The organism is Pseudomonas sp. B2021 (assembly GCF_018135665.1).
GTDB classification, from domain to species: domain Bacteria; phylum Pseudomonadota; class Gammaproteobacteria; order Pseudomonadales; family Pseudomonadaceae; genus Aquipseudomonas; species Aquipseudomonas lactis.
In genome coordinates this window covers 5,715,357-5,729,373 of sequence record NZ_SMOF01000001.1, presented here as the reverse complement: position 1 = coordinate 5,729,373, position 14,017 = coordinate 5,715,357, and the positions used below count along the sequence as shown (strand labels likewise).

Sequence of the window (14,017 nt, the reverse complement as noted above, 5' to 3'; positions counted from 1 at the left end):
CAACACCACAGTCCAACTGTGGGAGCTGGCTTGCCTGCGATAGCGGTTTGTCAGATACAGATATAGTGCTGACCCACCGCTATCGCAGGCAAGCCAGCTCCCACATTGGATCTCCATTGTTTGTGAGATACCAGCAACTCATGAATTCTAAGCGGAGCAGTTATGGTTGATCGGCACGACTACGTGGCCCTCGAATGGGTCAAGGGCGATATTGCCGAAACCCTGAAGCAGGCCCGTTCGGCCCTGGACGCGTACGTTGAAACCCAGGTCGACGACGCCCTCAACGAATGCCTGGCCGGTATCCACCAGGTGCATGGCGCGCTGCAAATGGTCGAGTTCTACGGCGCGGCGCTGTTGGCCGAAGAGATCGAAGAACTGGCCCTGGCGCTACAGGCCGGGCATGTCGGCCAGCGCGATGAAAGTATCCGCCTGCTGCAACAAGCCCTCGGCCAATTGCCGCTGTACCTCGACCGCGTGCACAGTGCCCGCCGCGACCTGCCACTGGTGGTGCTGCCGCTGCTCAACGACCTGCGCAGCGCCCGTGGTGAAAGCCTGCTGTCGGAAACCAGCCTGTTCAGCCCGCAACTACTGTCGATCGAGCCGTTGCCTGAGCAAGCCCTGGCCCAACGGGCAACGCCGGATCTGCATGAGCAGTTGCGCCAATGGCGCCACCTGCTGCAACAAGCCCTTGCCGGGTTGCTGCGTGAAGACCACGGCCCCAGCAACCTGGAAGACATGGCCCGGGTGTTCGCACGCCTCGAAGCGCTGTGCCAGGGCGCGCCGCTGTTGCCGTTGTGGCAGGTCACCTCGGCGCTGGTCGAAGGCATGCTCACCGGCGTGGTCGCCAACAGCCCGGCGCTGCGCAGCCTGCTCAAGGCTAGCGATAAACAACTCAAGCGCTTGCTGGTTCAAGGCGTCAATGGCATCAACCAGCCGGCGCCGGATGAGTTGCTCAAGAGCCTGTTGTTCTACGTCGCCAAAGTCACCCGGCCGACGCCGCGCATGCAAAGCCTGAAGGAACGCTACGGCTTGGACGAAGCCTTGCCCGACAGCGCCGTGGTCGATGCTGAACGTGCGCGGCTGGCTGGGCCGGATCGCAATGCCATGGGCTCGGTACTCGGGGCGTTGTGTGAGGAGCTGGTGCGGGTCAAGGAACGCCTGGATCTGTTCGTGCGCAGTGATCGCCAGCACACCCAAGACCTCGACCCATTGCTGGCGCCGTTGCGGCAGATCGCCGATACCCTCGCGGTGCTGGGTTTCGGCCAGCCGCGCAAAGTGATCATCGACCAACTCGCGGTGGTGTTGAGCCTGGTCCAGGGGCAGCGCGAACCCAATGACGCGGTGTTGATGGATGTGGCCGGCGCGTTGCTGTATGTCGAAGCGACATTGGCGGGGATGATCGGCACCGTCGAACCGCAAAGCCGTGAAGACAGCCGCTTGCCCACCACCGACCTGACCCAGATTCACCAGCTGGTGATTCGCGAGTCGTGCCAGTGCCTGCGCCAAGCCAAGGAGCTGGTGATCGACTGCATCGAGGCCGACTGGGACCGTCAGCGCCTTGAGTCCTTGCCCGAGCTGTTGAGCCAGGTACGCGGTGCCCTGGCGATGATTCCTTTGCCGCGCGCGGCGAGCTTGATGCGCGGTTGCACCGATTACGTCGATGAGCAATTGATGATCAACCAGGCCGCTCCTTCGGCGGCTCAACTGGCGCATTTCGCCGAGGTGGTCAGCAGCCTGGAGTATTACCTCGAACGCATGCTCCAAGACCCTGACGCGGCGGGGGAAAAAGTGCTGGAGTTGGCCACCCAGGGCTTGAATGCGTTGGGCTACCTGCCGGTGGAAAAACCTTGGCGCCAGGCCCTGGTTGCGCCCGAGGGCGCACTGTCCGAGGCCGCACCCAGCCAGTCCCAGTTCGATGCGCTGGCCAGCCCCACCTCACGTCTCAACCCTCCGGCCTTGCAGCGACCGGGCAGCCTGTTGCCGCCGCCGGCCGGTGAAGAACCGATTGACGATGAGCTGCGCGAAGTCTTCCTTGAAGAAACCGATGAAGTCCTCGACGTGTTGCATCGCTACCTGCCCGACAGCACGGACAAAGCCGCCCAGGGCGAAATGCGCCGCGCCTTCCATACCCTCAAGGGCAGCGGCCGCATGGTGCGCGCCCTGGTGCTGGCCGAGCTGGCCTGGGCCGTGGAGAACCTGCTCAATCGCGTGCTGGAACGCAGCGTAATCCTTGGCCCTGAGGTGCAGCAGGTGTTGGATGAGGCCGTGGCCCTGCTGCCGGAGCTGATCGCCGATTTTGCCAGCGACGACCAACGCCAGCGCGATGAAGTGGACGCCTTGGCCGCCCGTGCCCATGCCCTGGCCAGTGGCGCCGCCACGTCGGCCACCGAGCCCCATGATCCGATGCTGCTGGAGATCTTCCGCAACGAAGCCCAGGGCCATCTGGACAGCCTCGAGCACTTCCTGCAACAGGCCGCCGAGCAGGTGCCGCTGCAGGTCAGCGATGAACTGCAACGCGCCTTGCACACCCTCAAGGGCAGCGCCTACATGGCCGGCGTGTTGCCCATCGCCGAACTGGCGCGCCCGCTGGACCACCTCACCCGTGAATACAAGGCCCACCGCCTGCCGCTGGGCAAGGACGAAGTGGCGTTGCTGCTTGAAGCACAAGCGCTGTTCCAGCGCGGGCTGGGTGACCTGGACCACAATCCACTGGCGCCGATCAACGGCGCGGCCGACCTGATCAGCCGCACCCAACGCCTGCTGGAGCATCAACTCGCCGCCTTGCTCGACGCGCCCACGGCCGGCCTGCGCGTCAAGCGTGACCCGCACTTGATCACCAACTTCCTGGCCCAGGGCATGGACATCCTGCTCGACGCCGAAAGCTTGCTGCGTCGCTGGCAGCAACACCCTGGCGACCGTCAGGAACTCACGGCGTTGCTGGACGAGCTGACCACCCTGGGCGAGGGCGCGCACCTTGCCGATCTGCATCCTATCGACGCGTTGTGCGAAGCCTTGCTCGACCTGTATGGCGCGGTAGAAGAAAGCAGCCTGGCGGTCAGCGCCCGGTTTTTCCAGGAGGCCGAACAGGCCCATGACGCGCTGATCAACATGCTCGACCAGTTGGCCGCCGGCCAGGAAATCAGCCCCGCGCCCGCACGGCTGCAGGCGTTGCGCGAGTTGCTCGATGAAGCACTGGACCCGTCCGCCACGGGCCTGATCAAAAGCGACGGCAGCCGCGGCCTGAGTATCGCCGAGTTGGGCGCGGCCACTGCGCAGCTGGATCACGCCACCGCGATGGACGACGAGATTGTCGAGATTTTCCTTGAAGAGGCCGTAGACATCCTCGACAGCGCCGGCCAGTCGCTCAAGCGCTGGTTGCTGGAACCCGAAAACGCTGCGCCCTTGTCCTCGTTGCAGCGGGACCTGCACACCCTCAAGGGCGGTGCGCGCATGGCCGAAATCGACCCGGTGGGCGACTTGGCCCATGAGCTGGAATGCGTTTATGAGGGGCTGGTGGACCGCCGCTATAGCTATTCTGTCGAGCTGTCCCAGGCACTGATGGCCAGCCATGAGCGCTTGGCCCAACAGTTGGACGAGCTGCAACAGCAGCAACCCTTGAGTGACGGTGCCGAACTGGTCGAAAGGCTGCGGGAATTGCGCCAGGCCAGCAGCCCGGCAGCTCCGGCCGCTGTGACGCCAGCCTCGGGTGCCGACCCGGAATTACTGGATATCTTCCTCGAAGAAGCCGCCGATATCCTCGACAGTTCAGGCAGCGCGCTCCTGCGCTGGCAGGCCGAACCGGGCAGTCGCCAGGAAGTGGAAACCCTGCTGCGGGACCTGCACACCCTCAAGGGTGGTGCACGCATGGTCGAGATCGGGCCGATCGGCGATCTGGCCCATGAGCTGGAATTTCTCTACGAAGGGCTGTCCGCCGGTTTGCTCGCGCCGACCCCTGAACTGTTCGCACTGCTGCAAGGCTGCCATGACCGCCTGGCGCAGATGATCGACGCCGTGGCCGAGGGGTTGCCGGTGGGTTCGGTGGATAAACTCATCGAGCGCATCAAGAGCCTGGTGCACCCCAGTGATGAGCCGGTCACACCGGTGGCGCTGCCGGCTGGCAAGGCCGAAGCGGTCGCCGACCCGGCTGCCGACATGGTGAAAATCTCCGCCGACTTGCTTGATGACCTGGTCAACCTGGCCGGCGAAACCTCGATCTTCCGTGGGCGTATCGAGCAGCAAGTCAAGGATGCGCGCATTGCCTTGAGTGAGATGGAAACCACCATTGAACGCATGCGCGACCAACTGCGCCGGCTCGACAGCGAAACCCAGGGCCGCCTCCTGAGCCGTCAGCAGGCCGAGGCCGAACGCCTGGGCTACGAAGAATTCGACCCGCTGGAAATGGACCGCCACTCGCAGCTGCAACAGCTGGCCCGTGCGCTGTCCGAATCTGCCTCCGACCTGCTCGACCTCAAGGACACCCTTGAGCGCCGCAACCAGGATGCCCACAACCTGCTGCAGCAACAGGCGCGCATCAACACCGAGTTGCAGGAAGGCCTGATGCGCACGCGCATGGTGCCTTTCGAGCGCATGTTGCCACGCCTCAAGCGCATCGTGCGGCAAGTGGCGGGCGAATTAGGCAAAGACGTGGAGTTCATCGTCGGCAATGCCGAAGGCGAGATGGACCGCAATGTGCTGGAGCGTATGGCGGCACCCTTGGAGCATATGCTGCGCAACGCCGTCGACCACGGCCTGGAGTCCCGCGAAGTGCGGCTGGCGGCGGGTAAACCTGAGAAGGGCCGCATCACCCTGGACCTGACTCACGAAGGCGGCGACATCGTCTTCGACATGCGTGACGACGGCGCGGGTGTGCCCCTCGAAGCGGTGCGACGCAAGGCGATCAAGCGCGGCCTGCTCGCGCCCCATCAAGAGATCAGCGACCGTGACGTGTTGCAGTTCATCCTGCAACCGGGCTTTTCCACCGCAGAAAAAATCACCCAGATTTCCGGGCGCGGCGTGGGCATGGACGTAGTGCATGAGGAAGTGCGTCAGCTCGGCGGCTCGATGGTGATCGACTCGACGCCGGGCATGGGCGTGCATTTTCGCATTCGCCTGCCGTTTACCGTGTCGGTCAATCGTGCGCTGATGGTGCACTGCGCGGACGACCAATACGCGATCCCTCTCAACACCATCGAAGGCCTGGTGCGCGTGCTGCCCCACGAATTGGCCGGGCACTACCAGCAAGACCCACCGCACTATGAATACGCCGGCCAGCGCTACGAGTTGTTCTACTTAGGCGACCTGCTGCACACCGCCAGCCGCCCGAAACTGCTGGGCCAGTACCAGCCGGTGCCGGTGCTGCTGGTGCACTGCAATGAACGCCGCGTGGCGGTGCATGTGGATGCCATGGCCGGTACCCGCGAGATTGTGGTCAAGGGCCTGGGGCCGCAGTTCTCCGGGGTGCAAGGCGTGACCGGCGCGACCATCCTGGGCGACGGCCATGTGGTGCTGATCATCGACCTGCTGGCGCACATCCGCGCCCGGCAACCGGCCTTGCCGGCCCAGGCGGTGGATGCGCCGCTGATCCTCAACGATCCACTGAAAAAACGTCCGCTGCTGGTGCTGGTGGTGGACGATTCGGTCACCGTGCGCAAAGTCACCAGCCGCCTGCTGGAGCGCAACGGCATGAACGTGCTCACCGCCAAGGACGGCATCGACGCCCTCGCCATCCTGGAAGAACACACCCCGGACCTGATGCTGCTCGACATCGAAATGCCGCGCATGGACGGCTTCGAAGTGGCCATCCAGATACGCAACGACCCACGCCTGATGCGCTTGCCGATCATCATGATCACCTCACGCACCGGCCAGAAACACCGCGACCGCGCCATGGCCATTGGCGTCAACGACTACCTCGGCAAGCCGTACCAAGAGTCGGTACTGCTGGAAAGCATCGCCTACTGGAGCAAGTCCCATGCTTGAGCACCGCACCAGCCAACTCACCGGGCTGCTGCTGCCCCTGGCCGACCGCCACCTGGTGCTGCCCAACGTTGCCGTGGCCGAACTGATCGACTTCCAGCGCGGCGAACCCGCCAGCGATGCGCCGCCGTGGTACCTGCGGCAAGTGACCTGGCGCGATCGGCAAATTCCGCTGATCAGCTTTGAGGCGGCCTGCGGCGAAGCCAGCATGACGGGTGAACGCTCGCGCATCGTGGTGTTGAATGCACTGGGTGGGCGACCGACATTGAAATTCATCGCGCTGGTGATCCAGGGCATTCCGCGTTCGTACAAGCTTGATAGCGAATTGAGCTACGTGGATGTGCCGCTATGCCCACTGGAACTGGCGGCGGTGCAAGTGGGCGAGCAGGTGGCGAAGGTGCCGGATTTAATGGGCCTTGAAGCGCTGCTGGTAGAGTCCGGCCTGGCCTGATCCTGAGCCCTATGACTGTTCGTTCCCACGCTCCGCGTGGGAATGCCGCCGGGAACGCTCCGCGTCCTGCCAGTCAGCACAAGGGTGACGCAGAGCGTCACAGGATGCATGCCCACGCGGAGCGTGGGAACGATCAGTTAAAAGCCTTAAAGACAGTTGCTCCCACACTGAGCTGCGCTCATCTCCAGGTCTCAATCAATCCACGCAGAGCGTGCAAATAATCGATGAATGTCGGAATAGGATGGAGTTGCTGTAGGCGAGTTCTGAATTTGGAATAGGTGGGTTTTCAGGCCGCAGTGGAGTGGCTAGTTTCTGCACTCCTCACTGCCGGCAAGGACTCGCAAATGGCCGTGCCGTTAATGCCGCCCGGTGTTTCAACTCTTGAAAACATGGCGATATCCCAATCCAAACGCATTCATCTCAAGCCCGGCTCGGCATTCGCCTATTCCTGGTTTGAATCCCAGGTCCGTGCGGCCGGCCCTTGGAACTATAAGAAGCAGAGGCGTCAGTACGAAGCTTTTGGTAACTTCAATTACGGTGCCACAGGCACAGTGCTGGGCATTCCCGAAAATGTGTTGCTGCGAGCCGCCGGTGTGGCTCAAACCGTCGCCAGAACGACTCGTCCGGATTTTGGATCATGGTGGGGCGGTGAGCCTTTTGGTGACGACCCACGGGACCATTATTGGATAAGAAGAGGTATCGAATATGCCATTTCGCAAGGCCACTAAGCGGCTCATACCTGTGCTGCGTAATTGCCTGCTTGTGATCTGCCTGCTCTATATCGGCGGCAGTTGGGTCCTGGCGCCCGGAACACCGGACCTGGATGAAGTGGTGTTGAAGCATTCCCTGGGCAACGGTATGTCGATCTATGGTGCGCGAGATGGCCAAGGTGGCGCGACGGTGGGGTTTTCCTACAGGTACTACGTGCATAAGGATTTGGGAAGTGATCAGGAAATACTCAGCGCATTAGTGTCAGCACCTCCTTTTCTCAAAACAAAAGAGTCCGATGTTCAAGTCAATAATGAGGGTGGTGCCCTGCAGCTGGTTATTCAGGGAGAAGTGTATGAGTACCATAGCTATGCGCTGGAGGGCCTTGGGAAGGTCAGGGTGATGATGGTGTTGTGATGGGCCGGCGCTCAGATTTTTCCTGCAAGATATCGGGCTATGCATGAACTTGTTGTGATTGATCATCGCGCCTAGTCTTCGTCCCGTCATCGCAAAAAACGGTGACAAGGACGTGCAAGTCCGACGAAACTGTTTAGGCGTACAAACGCCCAGCCAACCACGGGCGTTTTTTGTGCTCGCTGTTTTATGGCGGCTGCGCGCAGGAGGTCTTCGGACCTGCTGGGTGTCCTAAACAGGCCCGGTCTTGCACACCTGCGCACGGTCGCCACCCTTTGAAACGGTCCCAAAAAGGGACTGATCGTTCCCTCTTTGGGACCGCTATCTAACCAACACCACCGACCAATGTGGGAGCTGGCTTGCCTGCGATGGCGGCCTGTCAGTCAACATCTCTGCAACTGACCTACAGCTATCGCAGGCAAGCCAGCTCCCACAGTTTGATCTTCGTTACTCCAGGCGTAACGGTTCGTCCTCCAGCTTGATTGATGCCTTAACGCTTCACTCCTAAGGTAAGCCCCACGACAGCAAACCCCGTGGAGCGACCATGACAACAACCATCACCCCCGACTCGCGCTGGACGCGGCGGCGCGACGAGAAGCAGCGGCGGCTCGGGCTGGTCAAAAAATACGCAGACGGGGCGGTGTTGCCCAGTGACAAGATCGTCGAGGCCCTTGAAGCCTTGATCCTCCCCGGCGACCGCGTGGTGCTGGAGGGCAACAACCAGAAGCAGGCTGACTTCCTCTCGCGCTCCCTGGCCAAGGCCGACCCGGCCAAGCTCCACGATTTGCACATGATCATGCCCAGCGTCGGCCGTTCCGAGCACCTGGACCTGTTTGAAAAGGGCATCGCCCGCAAGCTCGACTTTTCCTTCGCCGGCACCCAATCCCTGCGCATCAGTCAGTTGCTGGAAGACGGCCTGCTGGAAATCGGCGCGATCCACACCTATATCGAACTCTACGCACGGCTGGTGGTGGACCTGATCCCCAACGTGGTGCTCTCGGCCGGTTTCATGGCTGACCGCGCTGGCAATATCTACACCGGCGCCAGCACCGAAGACACCCCGGCGTTGATCGAGCCCGCCGCCTTCAGCGATGGCATCGTCATCGTGCAGGTCAACCAGTTGGTGGATGACGTCACCGACTTGCCCCGTGTCGACATTCCCGCCAGTTGGGTGGATTTCGTGGTGGTGGCTGACAAGCCGTTCTACATCGAGCCGCTGTTCACCCGCGACCCACGCCATATCAAGCCGGTGCATGTGCTGATGGCGATGATGGCGATCCGTGGCATCTACGAAAAACACAATGTGCAATCGCTCAACCATGGCATCGGCTTCAACACCGCCGCCATCGAATTGATCTTGCCCACCTACGGCGAATCCCTGGGTCTGAAAGGCAAGATCTGCCGCAACTGGACCCTCAACCCACACCCCACGCTGATTCCGGCGATTGAAAGCGGCTGGGTGGAAAGTGTGCATTGCTTCGGCACCGAACTGGGTATGGAAAACTACATCGCCGCACGCCCGGATGTGTTCTTCACCGGCCGCGATGGTTCGATGCGCTCCAACCGCATGTTCTGTCAACTCGCCGGCCAATACGCCGTGGACCTGTTTATCGGCGCCACCCTGCAAGTGGATGGCGACGGGCATTCCAGCACCGTGACCCGTGGCCGCCTCGCCGGGTTTGGTGGTGCGCCGAACATGGGCCACGACCCACGCGGCCGCCGCCATGGCACCCCAGCCTGGTTGGATATGCGCCACGACGATGCGCCAGAAGCCCTGCTTGAACGCGGCAAAAAACTGGTGGTGCAGATGGTCGAGACCTTCCAGGAAGGCGGCAAACCCACCTTCGTCGACACCCTGGACGCGGTGGAAGTGGCACGCAAAAGCGGCATGCCTCTGGCGCCGATCATGATCTACGGCGACGACGTCACCCACTTGCTCACCGAAGAAGGCATCGCCTACCTGTACAAGGCGCGCTCCCTGGAAGAACGCCAGGCGATGATCGCCGCCGTCGCCGGGGTGACCGCCATCGGCATGCGCCACAACCCCAAGGACACCGCGCGCATGCGTCGCGAAGGCTTGATTGCCTTGCCCGAAGACTTGGGTATTCGCCGCACCGACGCCACCCGCGAGTTGTTGGCCGCCAAGAGCGTGGCCGATCTGGTGGAGTGGTCTGGTGGCCTGTACAACCCGCCCGCCAAGTTCAGGAGCTGGTAAATGCGCGCGCTCAAACTGCATGAACTCAGCCTCGCCGATCGCCTCGCGGATATGGCCGTCGATGCGCTGATCGATGAAGCCGACCTGTCGCCCAAGCCTGCGCTGGTGGACCGGCGTGGCAATGGTGCCCACAGCGATTTGCACCTGGGGCTGATGCACGCTTCGGCGCTGTCACTGTGGCCGACGTTCAAGGAAATGGCCGAGGCTGCGCTCGACATCGGCGAAGTCGGCCTGCCGTTGCGCGAAGCGCTCGGGCGTATTGGCCGTGAAGGCGAGCAAGCCATGCTTGCTACCACCCAGGGCGTGAACACCCATCGCGGTGCGATCTGGGCGCTGGGTTTGCTCACCGCTGCGGCGGCCTTGGAACCCCGTGCCATAACCCTGACCGCCGCCAAACTGGCCCTGCTCAACGACCGTTACGCACCGCAGCCCATGAGCCATGGCGCCCAGGTTGCCCAGCGGTACGGCGCACGCGGTGCCCGTGAAGAAGCGCAGCTCGGCTTCCCCTCGGTAATCCAACGCGGCCTGCCGCAGCTGCACAAGAGCCGCCGCGCATACGCCGGTGAGCAGAACGCTCGCCTGGATGCCTTGCTGGCGATCATGACGGACCTGGCAGACACCTGCGTGCTCTACCGCGCCGGTACCGAAGGCTTGGCCGCTATGCAACAGGGCGCCCAGGCCGTGCTCGACGCCGGTGGCAGCGCAACCCTGGCCGGACGCCGTCAATTGCATGAGCTGGACCTGCAACTGCTGGCCTTGAATGCCTCCCCCGGTGGCGCCGCCGACCTGTTGGCCGCCTGCCTGTTTATCGATCGCCTCGACGGAGCGTTGTGATGCAAACCCTATCCTTTGAATTCCCCGCCGGGCAGCCGCCCAAAGGCCGTGCGTTGGTGGGTTGCGTCGGCTCGGGCGACCTGGAAGTGCTGCTGGAACCGGGCACGCCCGGCACCTTGACCATCCAGGTGCAAACCTCGGTCAATGGCGCGCAGCAACGCTGGCAGCACCTGTTCGAACGCATCTTCCAGGAGCAGACGCCGCCGGCCCTGAACATTGATATCCACGACTTCGGTGCCACGCCCGGCGTAGTGCGCTTGCGCCTGGAGCAAGGTTTCGAGGAGGTAGGCCATGACTGACTTACTTGCCAAACACAGCTTTGTGGAGCTCGGTGCCCGGCAGCGCGCCAAGGCGCTGTTGGATGCGGGTACCTTCCGCGAGTTGATCGACCCGTTCCAGCGGGTCATGTCGCCGTGGCTCAGCCGCCAAGGCGTGGTGCCACAGGCCGATGACGGGGTGGTGATCGCCAAGGGCAGCATCGGCGCCAAGCCTGTGGTGATTGCCGCGATCGAAGGTAATTTCCAGGGCGGCAGCCTGGGTGAAGTTGGCGGTGCGAAAATCGCGGGCGCCTTGGAGCTGGCCGCCGAAGACAACCGCAACGGCATCCCCACCTGCGCGGTGCTACTGCTGGAAACGGGTGGCGTGCGCTTGCAGGAAGCCAACCTGGGCCTGGCCGCCATTGCCGAGATTCACGCGGCGATTGTCGACCTGCGTCAGTACCAGCCAGTGATCGGCGTGGTGGCCGGCAGTGTCGGTTGCTTTGGGGGCATGTCCATCGCGGCTGGCTTGTGCAGCTACCTGGTGGTCACTCGCGAAGCACGCCTGGGCTTGAATGGCCCGCAAGTGATCGAACAGGAGGCGGGCCTGGAGGAATACGATTCCCGCGACCGCCCCTTTATCTGGAGCCTTACCGGTGGCGAGCAACGCTTCAACAGCGGCTTGGCCGACCGTTATGTGGCGGACGATATCGCGCAGATCCAGCAGACCGTCAGCACACTGTTGCAGCAAGGTGTGCCCTCACAACCTCGCAGCCGGCGCGCTGATTTCTACCTGGCGCGCCTGGCCGAACTGGACACCACGGCGCAGATCGAGCCGGCGGCGGTTCGCGCGCTGTATCAGGGAGAACGCTCATGAGAGGCTTGCAGTGGTTCAACGCATTGAGCGCCAACGCAACGCCGGTCGAAGGTTTGCCGGGCTCATTGAAAGTGGCGGACGGAGTATTGGGTGAACAGGCGGTACGCTATATCGCCGTGGTTCCCGACCCGCACAACCGCTTCCCCCGCGCCCGCAATGGTGAAGTCGGCCTGCTGGAAGGCTGGGGCTTGGCCAAGGCGGTGGACGAAGCCATCGCCCGGGGTGACAAGCGGCCCATCATCGCTATCGTCGACGTACCCAGCCAAGCCTATGGCCGCCGCGAAGAAGCCCTGGGCATTCATCAGGCCCTGGCCGCCGCTGCTGACAGCTACGCTCGCGCCCGGCTTGCCGGCCACCCGGTGATCGCCCTGCTGGTGGGCAAGGCCATGTCGGGCGCGTTCCTCGCTCACGGCTACCAGGCCAATCGCCTGATTGCCCTGCGCGACCCAGGCGTGATGGTGCATGCCATGGGCAAAGCCTCGGCCGCCCGGGTGACCTTGCGCAGCGTCGAAGAATTGGAAACCCTGGCCGCCAGCGTGCCGCCGATGGCCTATGACATCGACAGCTATGCCAGCCTGGGTTTGCTGTGGGAGACGCTGACAGTCACCCAGATTGAACAACCCACGGCGGATGACGTGGCGCGGGTCAGCGATTGCCTGGTGCAGGCGGTCAAGGATATCGGCAGCACCGACTTGAGTTCACGCCTCGGCGCCACCAACCGTGCTGCCTCCAGCCACGTGCGCCAACTGTTGCGGGAGCAATGGTGAACGCCCACGACTTGCTCTGGGGCATGACCCTGGCGCATCTGCCTGCGGATGCTCCGGCCTGGGTGCGGGAGGCGATCCGTGCCGGGCATCCGGTGGTGGTGCGGCGCGCCATCGCCGAGCCGGGCCATGTGGCGGTCGGGGTGCGTGGGCGTGTGCGTGAGCAGCGTTTTGCCGCCCGGATGCCTGTGGCGGCGGTGCATCGGCGGGTGGTGCCGCAGGATTTGCGAGACGTACCCTCCGCACGGGATTTACCGGCGCTGCGGGCCCTCGATCAACTGCGGCCGGTGCTGGCGCAGCAAGACTGGGGCGTCAGCGGCAGTGCCGGGTTTGAACTGGCCAGCGGCATTGAAGCACTGCATGCCAACAGTGACCTGGATTTGATTCTGTGTACGCCCAAGCATCTGGATCGTAGGGAGGCACGAGCGCTGTTGGCGATCCTGGACACTGCGCCCTGCGCCGTCGATCTGCAACTGCAAACCCCTTTCGGCGCCGTCGCCTTGCGCGAATGGGCCGGCCCCTCACACCGTGTACTGCTCAAAACCGTCAGCGGTGCGCACCTTGTACTCGACCCTTGGCAGGCCGTGGCATGAGCAGCCTTTTGGTGTTTCCGGGGCAGGGCGCCCAACGCAGCGGCATGCTCCAGGCGTTGCCGGCCGACATTGTGCAAGAGGCCAGTGATGCCCTGGGTGAAGACGTTCGTCTGCTCGATTCGGCGCAGGCGCTTGAGTCGACGCGGGCTGTGCAGCTGTGCCTGTTGATCGCCGGTGTGGCCCATGCGCGGCAATTGGCGTGCACGCCGGATTACGTGGCGGGCCTGTCCATCGGCGCCTACCCAGCTGCGGTGATCGCCGGGTCCCTGGGCTTTGCTGATGCGATAAAACTGGTCAGCCTGCGTGGCGAACTGATGCAGCAGGCTTATCCACAGGGCTATGGCATGACGGCGCTGATCGGCCCTGATCTGTCCAGTGTCGAAGCGCTGCTGGCGGATATCCACAGCGTGCAAACGCCGGTGTACCTGGCCAATATCAATGCCGATAACCAGACCGTCATCGCCGGCAGCAACGAGGCGATGAAGCGGGTTGCCGAGCGCATCAAAGGCAACGGCGTCGCCAAGCGCCTGGCCGTCAGCGTGCCGTCCCATTGCCCGTTGCTGGAGCAACCCGCCCAGGCACTGTTCCAAGCCTTCGTCCCACTCAACGCGCCGCGCATCACTTACCTGAGCAGCACCCGCGCGCGACCTATCCACAACCCCGAACAACTGCGTGACGACCTGGCCTTCAACATGTGCCGCGTCGTCGATTGGCGCGGCACTGTGCAAAGCGCCTACGAGCGCGGTGTGCGGCTGCAGATCGAACTGCCTCCGGGTGCGGTGCTCACCGGTCTATCACGCCGGGTGTTTGAACAAGGCACGGTGATCGCCTGCGAAGGCGCCCGCCTGGACACCTTGCAGGCCCTGCTGCAAGAGGAGGAGCGCCGCCACCGATAACGCAGTACCCAAGGCTTTCGAAGCACAAAAAC

At 63.2% G+C, this 14,017-nt stretch carries 11 protein-coding genes; all 11 read left to right on the top strand.

The annotated features are described in order from the left end of the window. Positions 1-162 precede the first annotated feature (162 nt). Complete coding sequence (locus E1K68_RS25920) at positions 163-5,979, top strand: Hpt domain-containing protein (protein WP_212614821.1); 5,817 nt, start codon at positions 163-165, stop codon at positions 5,977-5,979. Continuing rightward, complete coding sequence (locus tag E1K68_RS25915) at positions 5,972-6,427, top strand: chemotaxis protein CheW (RefSeq protein ID WP_003195048.1); 456 nt, start codon at positions 5,972-5,974, stop codon at positions 6,425-6,427. Before E1K68_RS25920 ends, E1K68_RS25915 begins: the two co-directional genes overlap by 8 nt. Positions 6,428-6,771: 344 nt before the next feature. Further along, complete coding sequence (locus E1K68_RS25910; protein ID WP_120247510.1) at positions 6,772-7,155, top strand: polymorphic toxin type 44 domain-containing protein; 384 nt, start codon at positions 6,772-6,774, stop codon at positions 7,153-7,155. Continuing rightward, the gene (locus E1K68_RS25905; protein ID WP_094773914.1) at positions 7,133-7,552 is read left to right on the top strand and encodes a hypothetical protein; all 420 of its coding nucleotides are present in this window, start codon (positions 7,133-7,135) and stop codon (positions 7,550-7,552) included. The genes E1K68_RS25910 and E1K68_RS25905 overlap by 23 nt, the downstream gene beginning before the upstream one ends. Before the next feature lie 541 nt (positions 7,553-8,093). Beyond that, positions 8,094-9,764, top strand: a complete 1,671-nt coding sequence (gene mdcA, locus E1K68_RS25900; RefSeq protein ID WP_047711983.1) for a malonate decarboxylase subunit alpha — start codon at positions 8,094-8,096, stop codon at positions 9,762-9,764. Continuing rightward, complete coding sequence (locus tag E1K68_RS25895; protein WP_212614820.1) at positions 9,765-10,598, top strand: triphosphoribosyl-dephospho-CoA synthase; 834 nt, start codon at positions 9,765-9,767, stop codon at positions 10,596-10,598. Further along, positions 10,598-10,897: a malonate decarboxylase subunit delta gene (locus E1K68_RS25890; RefSeq protein ID WP_003195035.1), complete on the top strand. Its 300-nt coding sequence runs from the start codon at positions 10,598-10,600 to the stop codon at positions 10,895-10,897. Before E1K68_RS25895 ends, E1K68_RS25890 begins: the two co-directional genes overlap by 1 nt. Beyond that, positions 10,890-11,732 carry a biotin-independent malonate decarboxylase subunit beta gene (locus E1K68_RS25885; protein WP_034133977.1) on the top strand — a complete coding sequence of 281 codons (843 nt, stop codon included), beginning with the start codon at positions 10,890-10,892 and terminating at the stop codon, positions 11,730-11,732. The genes E1K68_RS25890 and E1K68_RS25885 overlap by 8 nt, the downstream gene beginning before the upstream one ends. Then, entirely contained in the window at positions 11,729-12,499 is a 771-nt protein-coding gene (mdcE, locus tag E1K68_RS25880) for a biotin-independent malonate decarboxylase subunit gamma (protein WP_034133976.1), read from the top strand. Before E1K68_RS25885 ends, mdcE begins: the two co-directional genes overlap by 4 nt. Then, a complete protein-coding gene (locus E1K68_RS25875) occupies positions 12,493-13,089 on the top strand; it encodes a malonate decarboxylase holo-ACP synthase (RefSeq protein ID WP_034133975.1) in 597 nt (198 codons plus the stop codon). Before mdcE ends, E1K68_RS25875 begins: the two co-directional genes overlap by 7 nt. Beyond that, on the top strand, positions 13,086-13,985 hold the full coding sequence (mdcH, locus tag E1K68_RS25870; protein WP_212614819.1) for a malonate decarboxylase subunit epsilon: 900 nt from the start codon (positions 13,086-13,088) through the stop codon (positions 13,983-13,985). The genes E1K68_RS25875 and mdcH overlap by 4 nt, the downstream gene beginning before the upstream one ends. Positions 13,986-14,017: the final 32 nt, after the last annotated feature.